This is a genomic window from Pseudoalteromonas sp. MMG033 (genome assembly GCF_057197785.1).
This window is the reverse complement of the sequence record NZ_CM170070.1, coordinates 2,914,939-2,939,693: the sequence shown is the minus strand read 5'-3', so window position 1 is coordinate 2,939,693 and position 24,755 is coordinate 2,914,939. Positions and strand designations below refer to the sequence as shown.

At 40.1% G+C, this 24,755-nt stretch carries 19 protein-coding genes; 7 read left to right on the top strand and 12 right to left on the bottom strand.

The window, feature by feature from the left end; genetic code table 11:
- The first annotated feature begins 56 nt into the window (after positions 1–56).
- Both AC2CZC_RS12930 and AC2CZC_RS12925 read left to right on the top strand, forming a co-directional pair.
- The gene (locus AC2CZC_RS12930) at positions 57–953 is read left to right on the top strand and encodes a TIGR01777 family oxidoreductase (RefSeq protein ID WP_484582071.1); all 897 of its coding nucleotides are present in this window, start codon (positions 57–59) and stop codon (positions 951–953) included.
- A gap of 147 nt (positions 954–1,100) precedes the next feature.
- Positions 1,101–3,134 carry an EAL domain-containing protein gene (locus AC2CZC_RS12925; RefSeq protein WP_484582070.1) on the top strand — a complete coding sequence of 678 codons (2,034 nt, stop codon included), beginning with the start codon at positions 1,101–1,103 and terminating at the stop codon, positions 3,132–3,134.
- A gap of 336 nt (positions 3,135–3,470) precedes the next feature.
- Here AC2CZC_RS12925 and AC2CZC_RS12920 read toward each other — a convergent pair whose 3' ends face one another.
- Positions 3,471–3,797, bottom strand: coding sequence for a hypothetical protein (locus AC2CZC_RS12920; protein ID WP_484582069.1), 327 nt, complete (start codon positions 3,795–3,797; stop codon positions 3,471–3,473).
- A 1,153-nt stretch (positions 3,798–4,950) separates the two neighbouring features.
- On the opposite strand from AC2CZC_RS12920, the gene AC2CZC_RS12915 reads away from it, so the two are divergent.
- Together AC2CZC_RS12915 and AC2CZC_RS12910 are read left to right on the top strand one after the other, a co-directional pair.
- Positions 4,951–5,238 carry a transposase family protein gene (locus AC2CZC_RS12915; protein WP_484582068.1) on the top strand — a complete coding sequence of 96 codons (288 nt, stop codon included), beginning with the start codon at positions 4,951–4,953 and terminating at the stop codon, positions 5,236–5,238.
- The gene (locus AC2CZC_RS12910) at positions 5,225–5,476 is read left to right on the top strand and encodes an ISAs1 family transposase (RefSeq protein ID WP_484582067.1); all 252 of its coding nucleotides are present in this window, start codon (positions 5,225–5,227) and stop codon (positions 5,474–5,476) included. Before AC2CZC_RS12915 ends, AC2CZC_RS12910 begins: the two co-directional genes overlap by 14 nt.
- Positions 5,477–5,618: 142 nt before the next feature.
- Here the strand turns inward: AC2CZC_RS12910 and AC2CZC_RS12905 are convergent, their stop codons facing one another.
- The gene (locus tag AC2CZC_RS12905) at positions 5,619–5,888 is read right to left on the bottom strand and encodes a hypothetical protein (protein ID WP_484582066.1); all 270 of its coding nucleotides are present in this window, start codon (positions 5,886–5,888) and stop codon (positions 5,619–5,621) included.
- A gap of 393 nt (positions 5,889–6,281) precedes the next feature.
- On the opposite strand from AC2CZC_RS12905, the gene AC2CZC_RS12900 reads away from it, so the two are divergent.
- Both AC2CZC_RS12900 and AC2CZC_RS12895 read left to right on the top strand, forming a co-directional pair.
- The gene (locus tag AC2CZC_RS12900) at positions 6,282–7,184 is read left to right on the top strand and encodes an IS5 family transposase (RefSeq protein ID WP_484582065.1); all 903 of its coding nucleotides are present in this window, start codon (positions 6,282–6,284) and stop codon (positions 7,182–7,184) included.
- A 233-nt stretch (positions 7,185–7,417) separates the two neighbouring features.
- Positions 7,418–9,118 carry an AMP-binding protein gene (locus AC2CZC_RS12895; protein WP_484582064.1) on the top strand — a complete coding sequence of 567 codons (1,701 nt, stop codon included), beginning with the start codon at positions 7,418–7,420 and terminating at the stop codon, positions 9,116–9,118.
- A gap of 119 nt (positions 9,119–9,237) precedes the next feature.
- On the opposite strand, the gene AC2CZC_RS12890 is transcribed toward AC2CZC_RS12895, so the two are convergent.
- The 8 genes from AC2CZC_RS12890 to AC2CZC_RS12855 form a co-directional block, all read right to left on the bottom strand.
- The gene (locus AC2CZC_RS12890) at positions 9,238–9,459 is read right to left on the bottom strand and encodes a hypothetical protein (RefSeq protein ID WP_484582063.1); all 222 of its coding nucleotides are present in this window, start codon (positions 9,457–9,459) and stop codon (positions 9,238–9,240) included.
- Positions 9,460–9,824: 365 nt separating this feature from the next.
- Complete coding sequence (locus tag AC2CZC_RS12885) at positions 9,825–12,635, bottom strand: bifunctional aconitate hydratase 2/2-methylisocitrate dehydratase (RefSeq protein WP_484582062.1); 2,811 nt, start codon at positions 12,633–12,635, stop codon at positions 9,825–9,827.
- Positions 12,636–13,205: 570 nt separating this feature from the next.
- Positions 13,206–15,884 carry a DUF349 domain-containing protein gene (locus AC2CZC_RS12880; RefSeq protein WP_484582061.1) on the bottom strand — a complete coding sequence of 893 codons (2,679 nt, stop codon included), beginning with the start codon at positions 15,882–15,884 and terminating at the stop codon, positions 13,206–13,208.
- Positions 15,874–16,155 carry a YeaC family protein gene (locus AC2CZC_RS12875; protein WP_063362201.1) on the bottom strand — a complete coding sequence of 94 codons (282 nt, stop codon included), beginning with the start codon at positions 16,153–16,155 and terminating at the stop codon, positions 15,874–15,876. Before AC2CZC_RS12875 ends, AC2CZC_RS12880 begins: the two co-directional genes overlap by 11 nt.
- A gap of 2 nt (positions 16,156–16,157) precedes the next feature.
- On the bottom strand, positions 16,158–16,484 hold the full coding sequence (locus tag AC2CZC_RS12870) for a hypothetical protein (RefSeq protein ID WP_484582060.1): 327 nt from the start codon (positions 16,482–16,484) through the stop codon (positions 16,158–16,160).
- A 72-nt stretch (positions 16,485–16,556) separates the two neighbouring features.
- Positions 16,557–18,269: an alanine/glycine:cation symporter family protein gene (locus AC2CZC_RS12865; protein WP_211037339.1), complete on the bottom strand. Its 1,713-nt coding sequence runs from the start codon at positions 18,267–18,269 to the stop codon at positions 16,557–16,559.
- Between the two features lie 66 nt (positions 18,270–18,335).
- The gene (locus tag AC2CZC_RS12860) at positions 18,336–19,463 is read right to left on the bottom strand and encodes a M14 family metallopeptidase (protein WP_484582059.1); all 1,128 of its coding nucleotides are present in this window, start codon (positions 19,461–19,463) and stop codon (positions 18,336–18,338) included.
- A 181-nt stretch (positions 19,464–19,644) separates the two neighbouring features.
- Positions 19,645–21,087, bottom strand: a complete 1,443-nt coding sequence (locus AC2CZC_RS12855) for a glyceraldehyde-3-phosphate dehydrogenase (RefSeq protein ID WP_484582058.1) — start codon at positions 21,085–21,087, stop codon at positions 19,645–19,647.
- Positions 21,088–21,417: 330 nt separating this feature from the next.
- Between AC2CZC_RS12855 and AC2CZC_RS12850 the strand changes: the two genes are divergently transcribed.
- Complete coding sequence (locus tag AC2CZC_RS12850; RefSeq protein WP_063362206.1) at positions 21,418–22,227, top strand: DUF2989 domain-containing protein; 810 nt, start codon at positions 21,418–21,420, stop codon at positions 22,225–22,227.
- A 12-nt stretch (positions 22,228–22,239) separates the two neighbouring features.
- Here AC2CZC_RS12850 and AC2CZC_RS12845 read toward each other — a convergent pair whose 3' ends face one another.
- Positions 22,240–22,782 (bottom strand): MlaC/ttg2D family ABC transporter substrate-binding protein, encoded by a 543-nt coding sequence (locus tag AC2CZC_RS12845; RefSeq protein ID WP_484584887.1) that lies wholly within the window; start codon positions 22,780–22,782, stop codon positions 22,240–22,242.
- A 403-nt stretch (positions 22,783–23,185) separates the two neighbouring features.
- On the bottom strand, positions 23,186–24,745 hold the full coding sequence (locus tag AC2CZC_RS12840) for a putative bifunctional diguanylate cyclase/phosphodiesterase (protein ID WP_484582057.1): 1,560 nt from the start codon (positions 24,743–24,745) through the stop codon (positions 23,186–23,188).
- Positions 24,746–24,755 lie beyond the last annotated feature (10 nt).

Below are 24,755 nucleotides of genomic sequence, written 5' to 3'. Positions count from 1 at the left end.
AAAGCACTAGGGCTAATTAAAAAACATACATAAACCAAATCATAATTGAGCGTGGAATGAATATATTGATCACGGGTGGAACCGGGCTAATTGGGCAAGAACTTTGTAAGTTTTTAGTCAATAAATATGACTTGATCGTTTTGACCAGAAACGAGATTAAAGCAAGGCAGCTATTAGGGCAAAACGCACGCTTTGTTGACAGTTTATCTAAAGTTGACTTCAACGATATAGATATCATCATTAACTTGGCAGGAGAGCCTATCGCAGACAAACGATGGAGTGATGAGCGCAAGCAAGCAATCATAGATAGCAGGGTTGGTATCACCAAACAAATATCTGACTATATTAATGCAGCCCAAACACCACCGCATACTTTTATTTCAGGCAGTGCCATTGGCTTTTACGGCAGACAAGCCCCAGAAACATCAGTAGATGAAAATTTTGACCAGCCACACGACGAATTTAGTCATCAATTGTGTCATGACTGGGAGCAAGCTGCACTGCAAAGTCAAAGTGAGCACACTCGGGTCTGTTTGCTACGAACAGGTGTCGTATTATCACGCCGAGGAGGGGCACTCAAAAAAATGTTACCCGCGTTTTCTTGGGGTATGGGTGGTCCTATGGGATCCGGTGAGCAGATAATGTCATGGATCCATATTGATGACATGATACAACTGATCCTTTTCTTGATCCGCCACGATGAATTGCAAGGTGCATTTAACGCAACGGCACCGAGTCCAGTGTCAAATAAAGAATTCTCAGATTGCCTTGCCAGTGTCCTCAATCGTCCCGCTTTTTTCTGGCTACCAGAAAGCTTCTTAAAATGGGCATTTGGAGAAATGTCAGACTTGCTTATTTACGGCCAAAAAGTCATCCCAAAAAAAGCTCTGGACGCAAACTATAGATTCCGCTATCAAACGTTAGAAGAAGCATTGAAACAAATAATGCACTAACTCATAAAGTACAACCCAAAAGGGCTGCAGTTTGAGCGCCCTTTTTGCCCCTTTTTATGAAAGAATCGTTTACAACCACACACATGAACATGCAGATTTCTAGAGTGTGATTATACTTAAACATACTATCTACAAAGAGCCGTATGATTGCCTTACTCTCGATTCAATAAATTCATTCAAACAACACTTCAAAGCAAGTACTTACTTTCGCTTCGTGAAGCTTTTATTGCTCTTTTACCTTATTTTGTCAGTAGTGCTCTTGCACTGCTTATTATTAACAGTGCCCTGTTCTTCAATTTAATCAACAAAAGTAATGGGTTATATGCTGTGCTATTTAATGGTGCGGCACTCATTTTGAGTCTATTTCCACTCATCGTTGCTACGTCTATTGGCTTCTTTATCTGTAAAAACTATGGGCAAAGTGGGATCATTGGTGCCATGCTCGCTTTACTGAGCTTCTCACTACATGGCCAGTATATCATTTCCGTAAATACAGGCTTTGAGCTTAATCCCACTGGCGCAACGCCATTTGCCATTATAATCCCAAGTATTAGCAGTTTGTTACTGGTGCTGTGTATGCGAATTCAACCAAGCTTTGATGGTTATTTATATCGCGTTAGCCACTTCTTAAGCGAAAAGCTACGAGCGATTATCCCATTCTCTTTGGTCTTTTTCAGTTTTTATCTATTTATACCTATCCTCTTTGCCATCGGCGACATCATTGCCTCATGGATCACGCCTGACACCACTAATACCTCTATTGCTTGGTTAACTTATCAAAGAATGCTCATAACACATGGTTTGTGGTTTCTTGGGATCCATGGCGATAATACATTTGATATGTTACTGAGCCCTCAGTTTTTGTCGCAACCCATATTGCCAGGGATCTCGGCAAAAGTATTTTATGACACCTTTGTACTTATTAGCGGCACAGGTTGCTTCGCAGGGCTCATTTTAGCGGCTCTATGCCTTAATCGCAGCGGCCATGAACGCAATATAGCCAAGCTTTCTATTCCTTTCACTGTCTTTAATTTTTGTGAGATTATTGTTTTCGCACTACCTATATTTTTAAACCCGATTATGCTTGTGCCATTTATCTTGGTTCCGAGCATCAATTTTATATTGGCCTACTTTGTCTTAAGTCATGGCTGGGTTGATGTCACAAACATTGAGATTAGCTGGATGACACCTGCGCTTATAAGTGGCTATAAAGTCTCGGGAGGTTTGTCTGGTGTTATTTTGCAAAGTTGCTTAATCATCACTAGTGCATTCATCTATTACCCTTTTCTATACTGGCACAACCGCCAAATTAACTTTGAAAGTGCCATTAACAAGCTGACCGATAAATTAAAAATTTCTGAGCAATTAAGAAGTACGGGAGAGTCTGCATTCATTGCCCACCAACGAGATATTGACTACGCCAGCAAAGAGCTTAATCAGGTGCTTAATGATATTAGTGAAGGCAAGCTCAAGTTGTATTACCAGCCGCAGATTTGTCAGCTCTCAGCAACCGTCAGTGGGTTTGAAGCACTCTTAAGACTACAAAAACCAAGTGGGAATTTAGTCGGCCCATATTTTTTAGATACATTAATAAAACATGACCAAACAGACATCATTGACAAATGGGTCATCGAACAAGCACAGCGCGATCTTGTATATTTTCGAAAAAAAGATTTTTTGCCAATCATTAGCATCAATGTAAACCCTAAGGTCATGACTGACCATGTACTCATTAATTATCTATGCGGAACGTTTCATCAATTTCCTAATCAACTAAAAATAGAAGTTGTCGAGTCCGGTTACTTAAGCGATAAAAATAAGGTTATTAAAAATATCCTCAAACTACGTGCCGCAAAAATAGAAACAGTCATTGATGATTTTGGCACCGGCTACTCCAGTTTATCGATGTTAGCTGATCTACCTATCGACATAGTCAAATTAGACAAATCGCTACTAGACAATGCACAAGAAGAATCTGGTGCAGATTTTTATACCTATGTAGTTGAGCTACTCCATAAAATGGATAAACATTTAGTTGCTGAAGGCGTTGAATCACAACATCAATTAGAGTTTGTTCGTGGTCTGCAAATTGAAACGGTACAGGGATGGTATTATCACAAGGCGTTACCCAAGCAAGAAATCATATCTTATCAGGCAACTTTCTCCTCCAATAGTAACTAGCGCGGTGTTTAGCATAAAATAACTCTTTAATTTCAATGAAGCGATATACCTAAAAATAACGGAGTAAAGTACTTAGATTGACTTTACCGTAACCATATGGATTAACACAGTAAACATTCATCACTCGGAAATATAGCCTGTGCAATGTGCATTGCTATTCACTTCACTATCATGTTTTATGACTTAGCTTTCAATTTTATAAAAATAAACTTTTAATATAAAACTTAAATGTAGACAAATTAAATCATATAAAAACCAAACAACACCAATAGAATTGCACGCGTATTTTTAATATTAAAAGGCGCATGAAAAATCCACGCACCTTTATAATTTAAATTATAAGTACCCTACAGTATAACGAGTACTGACTACATCAAAAACTCTGAGCCTTCTATATATAGGCCCTTTACACCTTGCTACACGTCCCCTTAGCCTAAGGGTTATTCTATCTGGATCCTCAAAGTACATTATGCTATCAGGTGGAAAAGAATATGGGTCTGTGCCAGGTATGCCAGGGTCTCCAATGGAATTACCATTCCATTCATATTCACAAATGGTAATAGGCCCATAATATCTCGATGACTTAATAGTATCGTCATCAATTGAGCTAGCAGAAACTGCAAGAGGTGACAACATAAAAATTAGAGGTAATAGCTTTTTCATAACATCTCCTTATTATTAGAATTAAATAAATTTAAAAAACACAAAAAAACCGCTAAAAATAGAAAAATTTGGTCTATCTAAAATTACAAGCAACCTATCGTATTACGATTAACAACAACACTTAAAATCTTACGAGAAGATCCAATCATTGTCCCCTTACACCTAACATTATGACCTTTTAATTTGATAGAGTAAAAATATGGACTCTGGCACTCTGCTGCACCATTAATATTTCTATAATAATAGAAAATTGGTTAAATAATCCCACCAAGCAAGTCATATTCACAAATATCGTTCAGGCCATAACACCCTAAACATTCAACAAAACCTTCATCAATTGAATTTTACAAAACAGTATTAGGCGAAAAAACAACGTTAAAAAATAACCCTCTTATTTTCACTCCTTATTCACATAAAGGCCAAAAACAAATTAAATCAAAAACCCCCTCAAATCAACACATTATTCAAAGATTAAAATATTAATAAAAACCATAAATGCAAATAACAAAATAAAAAACAAAGTTAAACAACAAAACGATAAAAACCACAAGCATATAAAACAAAAAAATAAAATCCATTAAATATCAATAATAGAATTAAAAAAACAAAATAATAATGATTTAAATGCTCGCTAACTAACAAAACAAATTTTATAATTAACAGTGAAAAAAATTACGAGAATAAACCATAGACCAAACTAATACTGACATGCCGAGCGCACCTCATAAGCAATTGAGTTCTTTTAACTTTATATGAACAGATTAAAAACATAACGCCACCCAAGCCAACAAAACAAAGAAAGTTACAAATAGCTCTGCTAATAATCAAGCAATGATACAAGGTGTCAATATTGAAAATTGGCTCAGCGGCGAGACCATTCAACGATGGCAAACTATAGAAAAACAAAGTGAAAATAATAGTTCAAATAAAATTCTGATTTCGAAATTTAAATTTTTCCACTTCGAGCACTGGAGGGGACGTTCATTCACTTATCAATCAATGAATATAACTGTCAGCTTAAACGAGGAAGAGACTTAAAAATAAATATCGAACCAAGCCAACAACTCGGGGGTTATTAAAGGGCAAGCTCATCAACTATAGCTTGACATAAACTTATGACCTTAAACTACTTTTCAGATTAATCAGCACAATTATGTCAGCCAATACGTTGTTTGAACACATTTCTTCCATTGATGAGCCACGCCAGCAAAGCAAAGTGCAGCATCCATTATCCGATATTCTGTTTCTAACTATCAGTGCCGTAATCGCAGGCTGCCAAGGTTGGGAAGAAATCGAAGATATTTCCCATGACAAACTACCTTGGTTACGTAAATTTATAACGTTAGCTAACGGCGTGCAACGACACGATTGCAAGGGGTATGAGCCGCATCGATATGATTCAATTTCAAACCTGCTTCTCTCAATGAATGCAAAGCTGTAGCGAGCTCACAGACGGAAGTGTGGTTACCATTGATGAAAAAAGGCTAAAAGGTTCATTTAAACAGTCAGATAGAAAAGATGCTATCCACATTATCAGTGCGTTTTCCCTTGAAAATGGTGTGACGTTAGGTCAATGCAAGACCGACTCTAAGTCCAATGAAATCACAGCTACCCCAGAGTTACTTCAGCTTCTAGAGCTAAAAGCAGCTAGGAACGAGAGCTATCTAGAAAAGGCATAGAATAGCATGTGATTTTTCATGTTCTTACCCTGCTAAAAAACCTAAAAAAATGGATTAATAAGAACGTATTAAATTCAGAAGTTTTAAAAAACCAAAAAACCCCGAAAAACGAGGTTTTAATTATATTAAATCTCTTAAAAAGTTACCTATAAGTCCAATATTCTCTATTAATTACGTAAGTAGAGCTGCCTACCCTCATGCGTGTCGGACAATGAATATGGCCATTGTATGTTCTCTCAAAGGCATATCGTCCGCTACCATATACTTTTTCATACTCACAAACAGTTATTTTCTGAGGCGTAGAGCTAAATGTCTTATTTTCCTTTACACCTTCATCGCTCGCAAATGATGATGAAGAGACTACTGCTAATAATGGCGCTGAAAATAATAAAGATATAATTTGTTTTTTCATTTCATTTCCTTTGTTAGTTTATTAATTTACATCCCGAAAACAAATCCAAACAATAAAAACAAAAATATCAACACCCGATTAGAAACCAACATATAAACAAAAATTGAAAATAACAAAACAAATAAAAACAAATTAGGGAAAAACAAATAAAATAAACAACCAATTCATAAACATAAACAACACTAAAATTTTAAAATTCAAAAAAACGCATTAAAAACACTTGTATAAAAAGTATAAATAAAACCATTTAATACAAAGCAATATAGTAAAGTCCAATAGACTTTAAACTAATAAACTTAAAAAAAGGACGCTGCGCGGCCTTGTTTCCTAAATATTTGAACTTCTGACCTTTTGCGTGATCAGATCAAAAAACATAACGCAACTCAAGCCACCATGACAAAGAAAATTAAGAACTGGTCTGCCTATAACCGAGCGTTGATACAGCGTGGCAATATTGCTATTTGGCTCAGCGACGACGCTATTCAACAATGGCAAACCGCAGAAAAACACGGTGGGCGTGGTCGTTCAAATAAATATACTGACTTGGCAATTGAAACTTGCCTGACACTTCGGTCTGTCTTTAATTTGCCACTTCGAGCACTTGAAGGGTTCGTTAATTCACTCCTCAATTTAATGGATGCACCTATTCACTCCCCTGGTTACAGCTGTTTGTGCAAGCGAGGAAAGACACTAGATGTTCAATATCGAACCAAGCCAACCACGCAGGGATTTATTGATATTGTTGTCGATAGCACTGGCCTAAAAGTTTATGGTAATGGCGAATGGCATACCCGAAAACACCGAGCCAGCAAGCGTCGGACTTGGCGTAAGTTGCATTTGGCTATAGATGCAGCCAGTCATGACATTGTCAGTGCAGAGCTATCAATGGTGAATGTATCGGATGGTGAAGTGTTAGGTGATTTACTACGGTCACTTCGGAGAAATGTTGACAGAGTAACAGGTGATGGTGCTTATGATACGCGTGATTGCTATGATGAAATTGCAGCCAAAGGTGCCGTAGCTCGTATTCCCCCAAGAGAAAATGCCCAATATTGGGAGAAAGGTCATCCGAGAAACAGCGCCATAATATTAATGCATCAATTTGGTTTAAAACACTGGAAGGAAAAGTCAGGCTATCATGAGCGTTCGCTGGCTGAAACAGGCGTTTATCGTTTTAAACAGCTTACGGGTGACAAATTAACAAGCCGCACCTTCAACAGCCAACACACAGAAGTAATGATTAAAGCCAAGGTGATCAACACGATGAACAGGCTAGGTATGCCTGAATATAGGTAAAAATAACAAGGCTGTCAGTAAAGGCCTATTTGATCAACAAGGCCACGCTGCGCCTACAATATTAGCTGAACCATTACTCCTTTAGTCTAATTTCGGCTCTACTCACCTTGTCCAGCTTGCATATTGCCGACTTTTAATATTTCTTATAGCTATACCTTATAACAAGGTAACGTGTTTGCAGTCACTCATAGCAGGCAAAGAAGGCACCATGGATACAAGGATTTGAAACCGTTATGACAACAGATAATAAAAAGCAATACAGCCACCAACAAGGTTCATCTGATCTTCCTCTTATAAATTACACAATTGGTGATTATTTAGCGCATATAGCAAATAAATTCCCCAATAACGACGCGATAATAGTAAAGCACCAAAATATTCGGCTCACTTATAGACAATATCTAACCCGCATTGATCAACTTGCCGCTGCATTACTCAATTGTGGTATTCGTTCAGGCGATAGAGTCGGTATTTGGTCACCCAATTGTCTTGAATGGTCATTAGTGCAATTTGCCACCGCTCGTATTGGGGCAATAATGGTGTGTATAAACCCCGCTTATAGGCCGTCAGAGCTTGAATTTGCACTTAATAATGTCGGGTGCAAAATGCTTATTATGGCAGGCCACAGTAAACACTGTGACTATATTGAAATGCTAACAAGCCTATCGCCTGAGCTATCATCATGTCAGTTTGGACAGTTGCAAGCAGCTAAATTACCCACCCTACGTCATGTCGTAATCATAGGCCATGACGAGAGTACGCTTAATTTACCAAGCTTATGTTTATTTGACTCACTATTAGAGCGAGCAACACCACAAGATCTTGAGCATGTAAAGGCATACTCAACACACCTCGTTGCAAATGATCCAATCAACATTCAATTTACGTCAGGCACAACAGGCAACCCTAAAGGCGCAACCCTTAGCCATCACAATATCTTAAATAACGCTTACCTAGCTGCACAGGCAATGCAACTAACAGATAAAGACAAGCTTTGCATTCCAGTTCCCTTATATCACTGTTTTGGCATGGTATTAGGAAACCTTGCATGTATCAGCCAGGGCGCATGTGCCATTTTTCCCAGTAGCAGCTTTGACCCATATAGCACTTTGCAAACAGTCGAGGAAGAGAGGTGCACGGCGCTTCATGGTGTACCGACCATGTTCATAGCCCAGTTAGAGCATGAGCAATTTGACCGCTTCGATTTATCATCTTTAAGGACAGGTATTATGGCAGGCTCTACTTGCCCTGAAAAAGTAATGCGCGAAGTGCAAAATAAAATGCACATGGAGCACGTGTTGATCGGATATGGTCAAACTGAATGTAGCCCACTCAATCACATCACAGACATCGACGCGCCCCTCATAAAACGTGTGACCACAGTTGGACAAGCTATGGCACATACAGAAGTTAAAATCATAGACGAGTTAGGAAACACCTTACCAATTGGCGCGACTGGAGAGGTATGTGCGCGAGGGTATTGCGTCATGCAAGGTTACTGGCAAGATGAACAAAAGACAAAGGGAACAATAGACGAAGAAGGCTGGCTTCATTCCGGTGATTTAGGCGTTATGGACGATGATGGCTATGTCACGATTGTAGGGCGGATCAAAGAAATGATCATACGCGGGGGTGAAAATATTTACCCTAGAGAAATCGAAGAAGTCCTTTATCATCACCCCAGTGTTCAAGACGCCGCAGTATTTGGAGTACATGATGAAAAGTATGGTGAAGAAGTTTGTGTTTGGCTGCAATCAAAGCCAGAGCATGAAATAGATAAGGAAAATATTAGAGAGTACCTTAAAGATAAACTCGCTTATTTTAAGGTGCCAAAGCATATCCGGATAGTGGAAGAATACCCTATGACTGTGACAGGTAAGCTGCAAAAGTTTAAAATGCGCCAGTCCATGGAGCAAGAACTGATAGAGTCGTGATAAGTTGAGCAGTCGCTCTCTAATGCCCAACTATTTTATAAAGGTTGGGCTCAATTCTTACGCTTTATTTTTGACATATTTTCTTTGAGTAGAACGCAGTGCTACAACAATTGATAAAACTAAGCTTCTTGCTCTGCTCTACTAAACCAATCAATCACCTGGTTTAGGTATGCCTCACCATATTTTGCTGCAAATTCTTTTGTATGGGTATCGCTCGCATCATTTAACGCAGCAATACGCGTTCGTGCATATTCTGGGGTGAGAGTGATATTGCAACGCACAGTGATCGCATGGCGCCACTGCTCATAACTTTGGAAATAAAAACTGCTGTGATCATTCATAATACCTGAGCTCCTTATTATTAGCGCTTTGTGAAGAGCACAGTACAGTACTCTACTTATGTTACTATATAACGATTCTGCAGAGCTAAAGTTTAGACTTGCTCAGCAAAAATACCTACCAAGTTCGCCTTTTAATTGAAGCTTCTACTTTTATGGCTCACTCAAATCCGCAGAAAACACACTTTTGAGCTCAAAGCTGCAACAGTTTAAAGCAAAGTATACGGGCTGATAATTAATCCGTGACAAGAAGCTATGGGAGTCAATAAACAAATACAGAAAATTTGAAGCTTGGGATAGCGACTCAAAGAGCAGCCATAAAAAAAGCGCGTTTTAAAACGCGCTTTTTCGTAGTCAGTCTGTAACGATTAAACTACTTTAACAGGCACTGCTTGCTCAAAACCAAACTTAGTTGTTAGCTCTTCTTCAAGTGGAGTAAATGCTGTTAGGTCGATACCTTCAACCGCAGCTTTGTACTCGTCCATCGTTGGGAAGCGACCTAATACAGTTGAAAGTACTACTAATGGTGTTGAACCAAGTAGTGACTCACCTTTCTTCTCTGATGTATCAGCTACAACACGGCCTTGGAATAGACGTGTAGACGTTGCGATTACAGTGTCACCAGGTTCAGCTTTCTCTTGGTTACCCATACATAGGTTACATCCTGGGCGCTCTAGGTAAAGGATATTTTCATACTTAGTACGTGCTGCTGTTTTTGGCTTTTCATCGTCAAACTCAAAACCAGCGTACTTAGCTAGCACTTCCCAATCACCTTCTGCTTTTAGCTCATCAACAATGTTATATGTTGGTGGCGCAACAACTAGAGGTGCTTTAAACTCAATCGAACCATTCTGCTTCTCAAGGTTACGTAGCATCTGTGCAATGATCTGCATGTCGCCTTTGTGAACCATACAAGAACCAACGAAACCAAGATCTACTGGCTTATCGTTGTAGAATGAAACTGGACGAATTACATCGTGCGTGTAACGCTTAGATACGTCTTCGTTGTTTACATCAGGGTCTGCAATCATTGGCTCAACGATTTCGTCAAGATCAACCACAACTTCTGCGTAGTACTTCGCGTTGTCATCTGGTGCAAGCGCTGGTTGCTCACCAGACTTGATACCTGCAATACGCTCGTCAGCAAGATCGATGAGACCTTGTAGTGTCTTCGCTTCGTTTTCCATACCCTTGTTGATCATGATTTGGATACGGCTCTTAGCCAGTTCAATTGACTTGATAAGCGTTTCGTCGTTTGAAATACAGATTGACGCTTTCGCCTTCATTTCTGCAGTCCAGTCAGTGAAGGTGAACGCTTGGTCAGCCATTAGTGTGCCAATGTGTACTTCGATGATACGACCTTGGAACACGTTCTCGCCGCCAAATTGCTTAAGCATCTGCGCTTGAGTTGCGTGTACAACGTCACGGAAGTCCATGTGCTCTGCCATTTTACCTTTGAAGGTTACTTTAACAGAATCAGGAATTGGCATTGCAGACTCACCCGTTGCCAATGCAAGTGCAACAGTACCAGAGTCAGCACCGAAGGCTACACCCTTAGACATACGCGTGTGCGAGTCACCACCGATGATAATAGCACGGTCGTCCACTGTAATGTCATTCAGTACTTTGTGGATAACGTCAGTCATTGAGTGGTAGATACCCTTCGGATCACGCGCTGTGATAAGACCGAACTTGTTCATGAATGCCATTAGCTTTGGAATGTTCGCTTGCGCTTTTTTATCCCATACAGACGCTGTATGACAACCAGACTGGTATGCACCGTCAACAAGTGGAGAAATCGTTGAAGCAGCCATTGCTTCAAGCTCCTGTGACGTCATAGGGCCCGTTGTATCCTGTGAACCTACGATGTTAACTTTAACACGAACGTTAGAACCAGCGTGTAGTGGTGCATCTGAAGCAACGCCTACCGCATTACGGTTAAAGATTTTCTCAACCGCTGTTAGACCTTGGCCTTCATGCGAAATTTCTTTCGAAGGTGCATAAACAGTCGGCGCATCAACACCTAGCGTTTCTGCAGCTAGTGTTTGAAGCTTCTTACCAAATACAACTGCGTAAGAGCCACCCGCTTTCATGAATTCAACTTTTTGTGGTGTGAACGCAGATGAGATATCTGCTAGTTCTTCTTCACCGTTGAAAAGCTTTTTAGCTTTAGTATCGATAGTAAGTACTGTACCAGTTGCAACTGAGTATGCTTCTTCTAATACTGGGTCGCCATTTTCGTCAGTCACTGTATTGCCATCAGCATCTACTTTCTTAACCCAGTTTTTAAGGTCAAGACCAATACCGCCGGTTACATCAACCGTAGTCAGGAAGATAGGTGCAATGCCGTTAGTACCCGCAACCACTGGCGCGATGTTGATAAATGGTACATACGGACTTGCTTGAGTACCAGCCCAAAGTGCGACGTTGTTCACACCAGACATACGTGAAGAACCAACACCCATTGTGCCTTTTTCTGCGATAAGCATCACTTTCGCGTTAGGGTGCTTTTCTTTAAGCTCAACGATTTCTTGTTGTGCTTCAGGTGTGATCATACATTGGCCGTGAAGCTCACGGTCTGCACGTGAGTGCGCTTGGTGACCTGGAGAAAGTAAGTCAGTAGAAATATCACCTTCACCCGCGATGAAAGTAACAACTTCGATTTTTTCAGCAACTTCAGGAAGCTTAGTGAAGAACTCCGCTTTCGCGTAGCTTTCTAAAATAGCTTTAGCAACGGCATTACCTGCTTTAAAAGCCTCTTGTAGGCGAGCAGTATCCGCATCGTATAGGAATACTTGTGTTTTAAGTACATCAGCAGCTTGCTTTGCAACTGCTTCATCATTGCCAAGTGCAAGGTCAAGAAGCACAGCGATTGAAGGACCACCTTTCATGTGTGAAAGTAGTTCAAAAGCAAACTCAGCTGAGATTTCAGCGACAGTTTCTTCACCTAGAATAATTTCTTTTAGGAATTGTGCTTTTACACCAGCTGCGCTAGTTGTGCCAGGAAGTGTGTTGTAGATGAAGAATTTAAGAGAATCTTCGCGGTGCTCGTTCTTTGTGTCTTTAATTTGGGCGATAATTTCTGATAGCAGATCAGCGCTATCAATTGGTTTTGGGTTAAGTCCAAGTTCCGTTTTACGGGTTTGGATTTCTTCCAAGTACTCAGTATACAAACTCATATGAACCTCGTCAGGCAGTAATACGCATATATAAATCAGGGTTATTTTACCCTAAATTTAAAGCGCTAGTAATCATTTAACTAAAAAGCACTTTTTAGTATTAGTTTGCGCCGCAAAATACACTAAATTCACTAGGTTACGCTAATTTATAAAGTTAATGGGCGGTATAAATACTATTTATGTGATAATGATTATTATTTCCGAGATAAATATTTGTCACTTTCCTCGCTAAAAGTAGATGACAGAACGCCCAATTTCAAACCGATTAATGTCAATAACTGCACAATTGAAAGTATAAGTTTCATCAGAAATAACCTTGCACTTGCTCTAGAAATATAAATAAATGAAATTAAATCAATAAATTCAAAGAAATAAGGTTGAACTTTCTGTTCAAAAGAAAGCCAAAAATTGAAACGACTGCAATTGATTAAAAAGGCTAGCAACTTTTGATTGAGAAAAATAAAACAAAGTAAAGCTTTGAGCAATGCATGTAGGAAAGGTTGTGATTTTACACTCTATGCCAACAACACGTGATAGACAAGAAAAAGGCCCTAAACAGGGCCTTCCATATTATGCGTTTAGCACACTTAAAATTCGGCTTGAATTGAATTCAATACCTTCAATCTTAGCTTGTGCAAAATAGCACACCAAGTAAAAATCAAGCTTGCGAGATTCACCTTGAAGCTTCTCATCTAACAGCGCGACCTGCTCCGCCATTCGAGCCTGCTGCTCATCTGCTGGAGATTCTACATTAGTTAAAATTTCAAGCCTCAATAATAACTGTGCTGCACTGATATCCATGGTGTTTTTGCCTTGCCAGCAAGCTGGGATTTCCTGGTTATTTTCAACCGCAGTAACAAGTTCTGAAAACTTTTCACGATTCAAGGTTGAGAATAGCTCATTGAGTTTTACTTCAACCTGTTCAAGCAGTGACTTTTTGATTTTGTTCAAACCACCTAGCACTTCCAGATTGCTGATCTGCTCTTGCAACTGAGTCAACTCCGATTGTGTTTTCGCGTCAATAACCAAACTATCGAAATTGGCTAACTGCTGACGTTGCTCTACTTCTAATGCCGCATTTTCACGCTTTTGCTGAGCAACTATTTCTTCTCGCTTAGCAAACACAGCATCGTTGTGTTGTCTAAACGACTGCCACAATACATGTTCGTTTTTGCTACCCGCAAAGCCGATACCTTGCCACTGCTTTTGCAATGATTTCAGTACCTCACATGCCTCAGCGACATTATCGCTCTCAACCTGCGCTAATGCTTCATCAACCAATTTTTGTTTTTGCTCAGCATTATTTTGATGATGCGCTTTTAAACGTCCATTCACTTTGCCATAAGCATCACGATACTGATTATTTAGAGCCTGATAAGTTTGCGCATCTAAACTACCTGCGCCTCTCCACAGCTTGTTGATACGATTAAACTGACTTTCAAGCTTACGCCAGCTGCCCTCTTCCTCGACAGAGAAGTGTTCAAGTTCTTGCATTTGCGTGATCAGCTTTTCGCGATCAACAATCACCTGCTTACGTGCTTCCTCTTGCTCTGCAAAGTATGCGCGACAAGGTGCGAATAGCAGCTCAATCTTTTCATCGAAGACTTTAGCTTGTTGTTTTTCTTCTTCACTTTCAATGCGGCCAAGTTCATTCCAGCGAATACGAAGCATCTTAACATCAGACGCTCTTACCTTGGGATCAATGTCGGTTTCAGCAAGCTTTTCATCTAATTGCGCAAGCAATTCCGTGCGCTTCGGTGCAGATGCATACTTTTGCCAATCTTTAAATTCAGCCAGCTGCGCTTGCAAGCCTTCATACTGTTTGCTTACTTGCTCTTTGTGTGACTCAGTTAACAACTCATAACTTTCAGACAAGCCACTAAATACACCAAAAGCGATGTTGAAACGACCTTGCTCTATTAACCTCTGCACATCACGCGCTTTCTTACGAGCTTCTTTTAGTAATTTTTGTTGCTGCTCAACTAAAGGCTTCATCGCATCCAAAAATGCTTTCGACACTTCAGCAAGCTCGCTTTTCGCATTTTGCTTTAACTCGCCCGGTAAAGACTTTAATACAGCATTACATGCCTGATATGCAGATTTTTGCGCCGCTAATAATTCGTCTAATTGCGCTAAATCATCACTCGCTTCGATTTGTTTCAGCTGCTCAAGTGTAACTTGAAACTCTTTCGTCGCTGCGATCATCTCAGGCAATGTGTTAAGTAAAATCTCTAACTTAACCAAACGCTGTAATAAATCTTTGACCTCTATTTGGTATTCAGACTCATTAAGCATGCTTTGTAGTTGTTCAAGCTGACTCTGAAGCGCAGCCTGTGATTCAACATCCAGCTTACTGACAGCATCATTTAAAACAGCTTCAAATGCATCTACTTTTGTCGCATAGTCAGCCAGTGCTTGCTGCTTTTCTTGTAGCGCTTTTTCAGCGGCCAAATCAGCATCAAACTGTGCTTTAAGCTTTTCAATATGAGCCGTCAGCTTTTCGGTCAGGACTTGATACTTGCTCGACTGTACATTGAGCGTTTCTTCATCAAGCCACTTTAATTCAAGACTCTGCCACTGCTGGCTCAATTCGTTAAATTGAGTATTGACGACTTGGTAGTCAAGCTTCTCTCTCAGTGCATTGAATTTTGCAAGAATCAATTTAACCTGCTCAGCAACTTGTTTTGGCATTACTTTCGCCAATCGAGCCTGCTCCAGATGCGCGTCTAATTGGTTTTTCGCGTCACCTTGCGCGCTTTTAAGCACGGCTTTCGTTAAGTCGTATTGATACACGAGTTCCAGTAGTGCAACTTGCAGTGCTTCTTCACCTTCTTTGAAAGCTTTTTCAATTAGACGCGCGTTAGCGATGCGCTTTAATAACTTGACTTTCTGAGTCTGCGCAATGTCTGAAAAAGCCAGCTTTTCTAAGGTCTTTTGTGGTGCATACCTATCGATATACTCTTCACGAATATCATTACTTAACATCTGGGAACCAGATAATACAGCTTGGCTAATATGCTGCTCAGCAATATCTTTAAGTTCTTGATCCTGCTTGTAGACTTTCCACCACAGACCTAAATCATCAATCTTGTTAAGGACTTTTTTTCTTATTTGAATTGAGTCGTCCTCTAGGGCTAAAGTTGTTAGCGCTTCGACATCCTTGGTTGTATCTAATTTATCCACCGCCGCTAAGCGCACTTGCGCCTTAGGGTGCTTCCATTTAGGTGTAAATAAGTGTTTAAAGATCATTTTCAGTGAACCTAGCTATTTCGTTTTCTGCTTTAAATTCTTGTTGCAATTCGCGTTTCGATTTTTGAACCATCTCACCGTCTTCATTTATCGTAAACTGCTCGTTAGATTTAGCGATTTTTGCCTGATACAACATGACGAGTTGAACGGTTTGCTCTTTTTGTGCTTCAGTTAATTCAGTGCCATCAGGCCAACGACCTGTAGAGGCACCATACTGCAAGCGTTCGAATACTTCTGGGGTAATGCTACTTACCAAATTATCTACATTCATCGTCACTTTTTCTTTTTCAAAATAACCAACATCACGCGATTAATCAGGTACCAGACCATGCCGATACCAATAGCGGATTTTGCAGCATACATTTCAATACTGCCTTCAACTGGGTGGTGCCAGTAAAGGTATAAAAAACCACCCAAAAATAAAATCAAGGCCAGAAACGAGTAATTCATAATACTCTGCTGTTTCTTTATACGGTTTTTGACCGCAATTCGACGTAATTCATCATCACTTATTTCTCCAATTTCAACATCGCAATGAGGACAAACCGTGTGCTTTGATGAAATTGATTTACTACAACTCGGGCATTGGGCTATTGCCATACTTACGTTACTCCGAATAAAAAATAAGGCGCCATATGGCGCCCTATTCTACTTGTTTTGAGCTACTTTGTCTTATTGGATATCGCGAGATTTTTCTATTTTATCGTCATCTAGCGCTTGACCTTTTCCATTTTCGAACTTTTCCCAATAGTCATCGACGGTTTCTTTCATTTCTTTTCTCAAAACCATGATGCCGAACAGGTTGGGTAAAGTCATCACAACAATACCTACAGCAGCCAGCTTCCAAACTAACTCCGTATCTGCAAAGGATGCCCAAAAGAAACCAGCAACGTAAAAGACACGATATGGCATAACAGAACGCGGGCCCAATAGATAAGTCATCGCTCGGTCACCATAGTATGACCATGCAATCGCCGTAGAAAAAGCAAATAATAATAAACCAATAGAAACGATATACTGACCACTATCGCCGAAGTAGCCTCGTGTAAACGCCTTAGTTGTCAACTCAGCGGAGTGTACCAGTGATTTACCTTGAACAGATATGCTCGGATCGGCTGGAATACCACCTTCAATCTCAACTGTGCCTGTATACTGATGTTTATCCGTGATGCCAAAGCGAATATCTTCACCGATAGAGCGCGAGTGGATCACTGTGAAGTCTTTATTGACTGCGATACCTTGTACCACTTGAATAGAACCACTGTATTCTTCCACTTGATGGTCTGAATAACCGTTCAAGTACTTGTATAACTCAGTTCGATCTGCTTCGTTCGCCTCGTCATAATTCCCTTTAATAAAGGTCATTGAAGAACGTTCAAATTCAGTTTCAAACTTTTCAGTCCAAACACCCGAAGATAAGATAACTAAGCCGGTTAAAGTACAAATGATAATGGTATCGATGAAAGGCTCTAAAATAGACACCATACCTTCAGATACAGGTTCATCTGCTTTTGCTGATGCGTGCGCTATTGGCGCAGAACCTTGACCTGCCTCGTTAGAGAATAAGCCACGGTTTACACCACGGTTAAATGCGTATGCAAACGATGCCCCTAAAAAGCCACCTGCAGCCGCTGAACCAGAAAATGCATTAGTAAAAACAGACGCGAATGATGGACCAATATTTTCAATGTTGTAGAAAATAACAGCAAAAGCACCTAGGATATAAACGACTGCCATAATGGGCACAACTTTAGAAGTGATCGCTGCAATGCGCTTAATACCGCCTAAAATAACCAATGCCAGTAAAATAGATAGCACAGCACCTGTCGCCATTCTTTCAAAACCAAAAGTGGCTTCCATACCAACGGCGATATTATTAATTTGAGGCAAGCTACCAGTACCGAACGAGCTGATAACAGTGGCTATCGCAAATAAGATCGCCAACCACTTCATATTCAAACGTCTATCCATGTAATACATTGGACCACCAGCCATGGTGCCATCTTCTGTTTTTACACGGTATTTATGTGACAATGTGACTTCCACAAATTTGGTTGTCATACCAAAAAATGCAGTCATCCACATCCAAAATAGTGCTGCAGGTCCACCGATTGAAATGGCAAGTGCAACACCGCCGATATTGCCTGTCCCGACCGTGCCGGACAATGCTGTTGATAGTGCTTGGAAGTGGGTCGTATCACCTTCATGAGACTGTTTATCATACTTACCAGAGACTACTCGGCATGCATGTTTAAAATAGCGAATTTGTGGGAACTTTAAATATATTGTGAAAAAGAATCCCACCCCCAGCAATACATAAGGAAACCACCACGAGCCCCCCAGCATGGCATCTAAGCTATCAAGAAAACTTCCTAATACGTCCACGACTTATCCTCTTTTAATTGTTGTTATATAAAAAAAGGCAACCTCATAGGCTGCCTTAGTTTTTGATTATCTCAGATTATCAACAACTTTCACTATTGCTGATAACGTGTCTTGTCCAAACTGATGAGAGCGTCTGTCTGACCAGCCATAGTATGGATCTGGTAGGTCTGCATTATCTTTGAATGGCATCTCAATTGTGTAAGACAGTGCTTTAAACTCTTCACCAACTGCACAAGAAGCGACTGTTAAGTTTGCTTGACCCGGTTCATCTTTTGGATAGCCATACACATCTTGGAAATCAGGTGTAATAGCAAGCAACGCATCTTTAAACTGTGTTTCCAAGCTTTCTAGGCGTGCATCATAGCTTGGGATCCCTTCGCTACCAGCCACAAAGTTATATGGCAAGGCCTCATCACCATGAATATCTAAATACAAATCTAGGCCTACCGCGCGCATTTTCTCAAGTACATAATAGACTTCTGGAGAATTTTCGATGCTAGGTGTCTTCCACTCACGGTTTAAGTTAACACCGTTTGCATTCGTTCTTAAATGACCACGCACACTGCCATCTGGATTCATGTTTGGCACGATATAAAATACTGCTTTTGATAACAGCGCTGCTGCATGTGGATCTTCATCATCTAACAGCTTCTGCAGTAAGCCCTCAACAAACCACTCTGCCATGGTTTCTCCTGGGTGCTGTCTTGCCGTGATCCAAATCTTTTTCTTGTTTTCACTTGGCTCGCCCACTACCAGTAAACTGATATCTCTGCCATCAATGGTTTCGCCAAGTGTTTCAATTTGACATGCATCATGACTTTGAGCCCAGTACAACAAGTCCAAATGACGCTCGTAACTGTATGGAGCAAAGTATGCAAAGAAGGTATGGCTATACTCAGGTTCAAAATCAATAACTAACTGACCGTTTTGATAAGTTGTTGATACTCGAAACCAAGTTTGTCTATCGTATGATGCAACCGCTTGGTAATCATCCCACCCTTCAGGGTATGCAGATGCTTTTAAATTATTAATATGTAATTTATGTTCTACAAAAGGAGTTGACTCTAGACGAAAGTGAAACCACTGAAAAAAGTCTGAGTTGTTGTCTTTGTTGATTTCAAGTTGAATATCGTGAGGCTGCTGTGCCGAAATTACCTTGATATTACCACTGTCAAAATTACTAGAAATTCTCATATATACCCTAAATTTTATGGCAAGATTCTTGCCCTGATATTGCGTTTTTTTCGCTAACTAATGAATTGTTATTCATGTTAGCCAGATGTAGCTAAAAACATTGATGAGCCTACCACACATCACGCAGATCAAAAACTAAAAAAGCCAGCAATTGCTGGCTTTTTTCATCGTCAAAGCGAAATTATGGCAAGCTTGGGAAAGCAACTTCTGCCATGTCACGCATTACGCGTACTACCTGACAGCTGTAGCCAAACTCATTATCATACCAAACGTATAGTACTACACGGTCACCATCTACGATTGTTGCTTGAGAATCAACAACACCCGCATAACGGCTACCTACTAAATCGGTTGATACGATTTCAGTTGAGGCTGTGTAGTCAATCTGATCACGAAGATCAGAATACAATGATGTTTCACGTAAGAACTCATTCAACTCTTCTGAAGTCGTTTCTGCGTTCAAGTTTAAGTTCAAAATTGCCATTGAAACATTTGGTGTTGGAACACGAATTGCGTTACCAGTTAGCTTACCAGCTAACTCAGGTAAAGCCTTAGCAACCGCTTTAGCAGCACCAGTTGATGTGATAACCATGTTTAGTGCAGCACTGCGACCACGACGCTCTGCTTTATGGTAGTTATCAATTAAGTTTTGGTCATTTGTGTAAGAGTGAACAGTTTCAACGTGACCATTCTTAATACCAAACTTATCATTCAATGCTTTAAGTACTGGCGTGATAGCATTTGTTGTACAGCTTGCTGCTGATACAATTTTATCTTCGTTAAGGATATCAAGGTTGTTTACACCGTAAACGATGTTCTTGATGTCGCCCTTAGCAGGCGCAGTAAGTAGCACTTTTGACGCGCCTTTAGATGCTAGGTGCTTGCCTAGACCATCTTCATCTTTCCATACACCTGTGTTGTCCACAACGAGTGCATTTTCAATGCCGTACTTAGTATAATCTACTTCTTCTGGTGAGTTCGCGTAGATCACCTGAATGTAGTTACCATTTGCTTTAATCGCACCCTTCTCATGGTCAACAGTAATTGAACCGTCAAATGGACCATGGATAGAATCGCGACGTAATAAGCTTGCGCGCTTTTCAAGGTCACCATCACGGCCACCACGCACAACAATTGCACGTAAACGTAAATCAGCGTGAGAGCCGCCGCGCTCGATAAGCAGGCGCGCTAATAAACGTCCAATACGACCAAAACCATATAATACAACATCGCGCGGTTCTGGGCCTGTGCCTTTATTTAATAAGTCAGCAAGCTCGCCATTTAAATACTCTTCGATAGAGCGGCCTTCACCTGCATTTTTGTAAATGTATGCATAAGCTAACTTACCTAAATCGATACGACCAGGTGCAAGCTCCATTTTGCTGATAGCTTCTAGGAAAGGGAAGCTTTCACGAAGACGCAATTTAGTCTCTTCAAAACGTGCTACTGTTTTATGTGCTTTAATTACGTCAATTGTGCTTGTGTTAACAAGTGGACGGCCATAAACAGCAATTTCAACACCCAAGTTACGGTATAAGCGACCAATAATAGGTTGCATATTTTCAGCGTAGTCTTGGCGTTCTTGCCAGCTATTTTGATATTCTTGCTCGTGAGATAAGGTCATTTTTTCTGCCTAATAAACAATTTTTTTGAACGGATAGCCCTATTGGGCACCGCCATTCTAATTTAATCTGCAATTATTCTCCACTCTTAGCCATACATTTCCTTTTGTTTTCGTAAAGGGAACGGTAAAAAGACAGAAAAATGTCTTATTTTTTCCCTTTATTGAAGAAAATATGCGTATACCTTATTTTTAATATCAGACTAAACTAGGTAATTAGTAGTAAAATGGCAGTTCTTCTATCAAAGTTAATGGCGTTAGACGCATTGGGGCTGTTTCGAAAGGAGCAAAAGTGGTATGTTGTGCGCGATTAAATATTACGTAGGATAAACAATGGCTAATAAGTGGATGCTAGCCATCGTTAGCGCTTCTTTATTAACATTATTAAGTGGATGTGAAGAACCGTTGACATTGGCAAAGGTGTGTGAGGAAACCCCTGGTTTTTGCAATGATTTGAACAAGGATAGTCATTGTAAAGAGGAAAGAGCATCTGTGATCATCGGTCGTTATGTTGAGTACAAAGATCCAACAGACGAAAATAAATACCAACTTTTAAAGCAGTTCGAAAGTTATAATTCATGTGTTTCCCTTGCTGCACAAATTGAACATATCAAGCTAAAAGAAAAGACGACCTCTCGTGTTGAAGGCCACCTCACCAGCCTAAAAGAAATGAATCGAATATATCAAGATACCAAACAAACCTCTCATCCAGGTTTGCTTTATTATCATTGGTCTCGAAACAATAGTCAGTATGCAATGAATAAATTGCTGCGCCAAGAAGATGAGCCTTATGTGCGTCAAAGCCAAGAGATACAAATGTTTTTGGCAACCTACTATGCCAAATTCGATGATGACAAAACCATCGACTTCCTCTATCGCGTACTGGAACTAAATCAAGCTGGTGAAACACCCGATTTAGAGGTGTACAAAGCCCTTGTGAGTATTTTTTATAAACAAAAGAAATATAAGCACGCATATACATTTGCACGTATAGCACAACTGTCAGGGTTTGAAGAGATTGATATTATAGACATCGAACATGAGCTGACATCACGGGGAAGAAGTATTGGCGTACTTAATCAGCTTGCATTAAAAACCCGCGAAGAAATAGAAACAGGTCAATTTCTATCTCCTCGAGGTTAACAAAAACTTTTACTACACTTTTTTGTTTAGTTCAGCAGTCACTTGAGCTAGGCCAACTTGCGAAATGCGCGAAACAATCTCTTTTTGTTTTGCGCTGAGCAAAGAGATGCCTTCAGCTACTAAGTCATAAACCTTCCATTTACCGTCTTTGCCTTTACGAAACTTAAAATGTAAGTCGATATCCGGTCCTGAGTTTTCTTTAATTACCGCTTTGACCGTCGCATATTTGCTGTCTTGTGGCACAGGGGCTTTCTCGAACACAACTTCTTGCCCTTTATACTGCATCAGTGCACTTGCATATGTCACTTCTAGGTAATGTGTCACTGCATTAATAAATTCTATGGCTTCTTGACGTTTAAGCCCTTTGATGTGTTTTCCAAGTAACTTTCTTGACACAAAACGCGTATCTATATGCGGCATTAATTGTGTTTTAACAATACTGCGCATTTCCTGTGATGTTGCCTTGCCTCCTGCATTGACCTTTTTAATGTCCGCAAAGAGCCCCTCTCCAACTTGATTTATCAATTGGTAAGGCGTCTCGTTGGCCATAGCCATCGTTGAGCAAACAAGTAACAATAAAAAACTGATGACTTTTTTCAATTTATATTCCTCTAAAAATGTTGTCGCTCCACACGGCTCAAATGTGAAAGCATGTTTAATTATTCAACCACCGCCTACAAGCTTGAATAAACGAAGCCATATATTACGGATTTATGATCGCAAAAGTTGTCAAAAATTGTATGGGATTTTACAGAATGATACATTCTCCCAAATAGAATGGACCGGACGACTCTTAAATCGTATTCAGATTCGCATACGTCGCTTTCTGGAACCTTACCGTTTATGTATTTTTGATTGATTTGACTCATTGGGGGTCTGAATGGACGCGCCTCTGACAATTATCTTTGCTTTTTGCCCCTCGCAAAGTAAAAGGCGCGTGACTATATAGATTGAAACCTTAATACTTCCTTAACGCAGTGTGTACTAGGCCATTACTTGATATCCATCGCTTTATTTCGCCCAATGATAGCGGCTCGCTGATGTTGTAGCCTTGTATATATTTACATCCTTGCTTTGCTAAGTAATGTGTTGTCTCATCATTCTCGACGCCTTCAGCAACCACAGAGCAACCTAGCCGCTTGGCAAGAAATAATGTGGTCTCAATGATAGCTCTGTCTTTATCTTGAGATAAGCACTGTGTGACAAAGGATTTATCAATTTTGATTTGTGAAATAGGCAGCTCTTTAAGAATAGAAAATGAAGAAAAACCAGTACCAAAATCGTCAATGCTCACTGCAAACCCCATTTCAATGAGCTGCTCTATCAAGGCTTTTGTCTGCTCTACATCTGTCATTACCATGCTTTCTGTAAGCTCAAAAATAATGCGACTGGGGTCAACATTTTTACTGCTTATCTGGCTATTTAAAACATTAATTAAGTTTTTCCCCAATAAATCTTGGCAAGAAAGGTTGATATGCACTGTGAGTTGTTGATTGAGCTTCAATAACATACCCAAATCACTGAATACAGTATTGATCACATAAGCACTCAAATACTTGATCATATTATTCTTTTCAGCGATCGGTATGAATCGCTCGGGCATGATGAAATTGCCGTCCTCTGATGGCCACCTCACTAAGGCTTCTACGCCATGTACTTTAGACGTTTGGGTATCCACAATGGGTTGATAAAACACCATTAAGTCACCACGAGCTAATGCCCCCTTAAAGTCGTTTAGCATATGAAACTCAGAGACAACCCCTTGATGTAAAGCTTTATCAAATAACACTAAACTTTGCTTACTTCTTTTGGCCGCGTACATGGCAATATCTGCACGCTTGAGTAACTCTGGGGCTGAAATATCTTCGCGTGGTATGCTTAATATTGCACCTGAACTGTAAATAACATCTACTGCCGTTTGTTCAACCACTAATCCATTGTGCAATGCACTTAAAATCGCATTGTTTTGAGCAAATAGCGCCGCCTCATTTCTTGCCTCACTCACAACTGCAAACTCATCTCCCCCAATTCTAAAAAGCTCACTACCGGGTAAAAGACTATTTGAAATCGCCTCTGAAAAGCCGACGAGTAGTTGATCGCCAAAAAAATGCCCCATCGCATCATTGATCTGCTTTAAGTTGTATAGGTCGAATATCACCACTGCGAAGTCGATTTTTTGCTGCTTTCTTTGCTCTATACACGCAAAACATTGAGGGCGATTTTGAAGCTTAGTAAGGTGGTCATGCTGCGCATTGTATTTTTCTAAATCTAAAGAGGCCTGTAGGCGTACTAAACTGCTTTTACCTAAGTGAACAACAACGATGACAAACAAACCGCCTAATGCGAGTATCATAGATAGCGCCAAAACTACTTGTGAGCGATCGACATTCAAATAAACGTATGCCGCAAAACTTGCATAGCCAAAAGTGAATATGCAAATCAAAGACAGAAGTAACCACCACCCTTTAGATTGTGCGATACCACATATCTCTACCGCGGGTCTGACTGATAACAACAAAAAAATCAGT

Coding starts and splice junctions, on each gene's coding strand:
- AC2CZC_RS12930 (WP_484582071.1), top strand. CDS start 57: ATGAATATATTGATCACGGGTGGAACCGGGCTAATTGGGCAAGAACTT.
- AC2CZC_RS12920 (WP_484582069.1), bottom strand. CDS start 3,797: ATGAAAAAGCTATTACCTCTAATTTTTATGTTGTCACCTCTTGCAGTT.
- AC2CZC_RS12915 (WP_484582068.1), top strand. CDS start 4,951: ATGTCAGCCAATACGTTGTTTGAACACATTTCTTCCATTGATGAGCCA.
- AC2CZC_RS12910 (WP_484582067.1), top strand. CDS start 5,225: ATGCAAAGCTGTAGCGAGCTCACAGACGGAAGTGTGGTTACCATTGAT.
- AC2CZC_RS12905 (WP_484582066.1), bottom strand. CDS start 5,888: ATGAAAAAACAAATTATATCTTTATTATTTTCAGCGCCATTATTAGCA.
- AC2CZC_RS12900 (WP_484582065.1), top strand. CDS start 6,282: ATGACAAAGAAAATTAAGAACTGGTCTGCCTATAACCGAGCGTTGATA.
- AC2CZC_RS12895 (WP_484582064.1), top strand. CDS start 7,418: ATGACAACAGATAATAAAAAGCAATACAGCCACCAACAAGGTTCATCT.
- AC2CZC_RS12890 (WP_484582063.1), bottom strand. CDS start 9,459: ATGAATGATCACAGCAGTTTTTATTTCCAAAGTTATGAGCAGTGGCGC.
- AC2CZC_RS12885 (WP_484582062.1), bottom strand. CDS start 12,635: ATGAGTTTGTATACTGAGTACTTGGAAGAAATCCAAACCCGTAAAACG.
- AC2CZC_RS12880 (WP_484582061.1), bottom strand. CDS start 15,884: ATGATCTTTAAACACTTATTTACACCTAAATGGAAGCACCCTAAGGCG.
- AC2CZC_RS12875 (WP_063362201.1), bottom strand. CDS start 16,155: ATGAATGTAGATAATTTGGTAAGTAGCATTACCCCAGAAGTATTCGAA.
- AC2CZC_RS12870 (WP_484582060.1), bottom strand. CDS start 16,484: ATGGCAATAGCCCAATGCCCGAGTTGTAGTAAATCAATTTCATCAAAG.
- AC2CZC_RS12860 (WP_484582059.1), bottom strand. CDS start 19,463: ATGAGAATTTCTAGTAATTTTGACAGTGGTAATATCAAGGTAATTTCG.
- AC2CZC_RS12855 (WP_484582058.1), bottom strand. CDS start 21,087: ATGACCTTATCTCACGAGCAAGAATATCAAAATAGCTGGCAAGAACGC.
- AC2CZC_RS12850 (WP_063362206.1), top strand. CDS start 21,418: ATGGCTAATAAGTGGATGCTAGCCATCGTTAGCGCTTCTTTATTAACA.
- AC2CZC_RS12845 (WP_484584887.1), bottom strand. CDS start 22,782: ATGGCTATGGCCAACGAGACGCCTTACCAATTGATAAATCAAGTTGGA.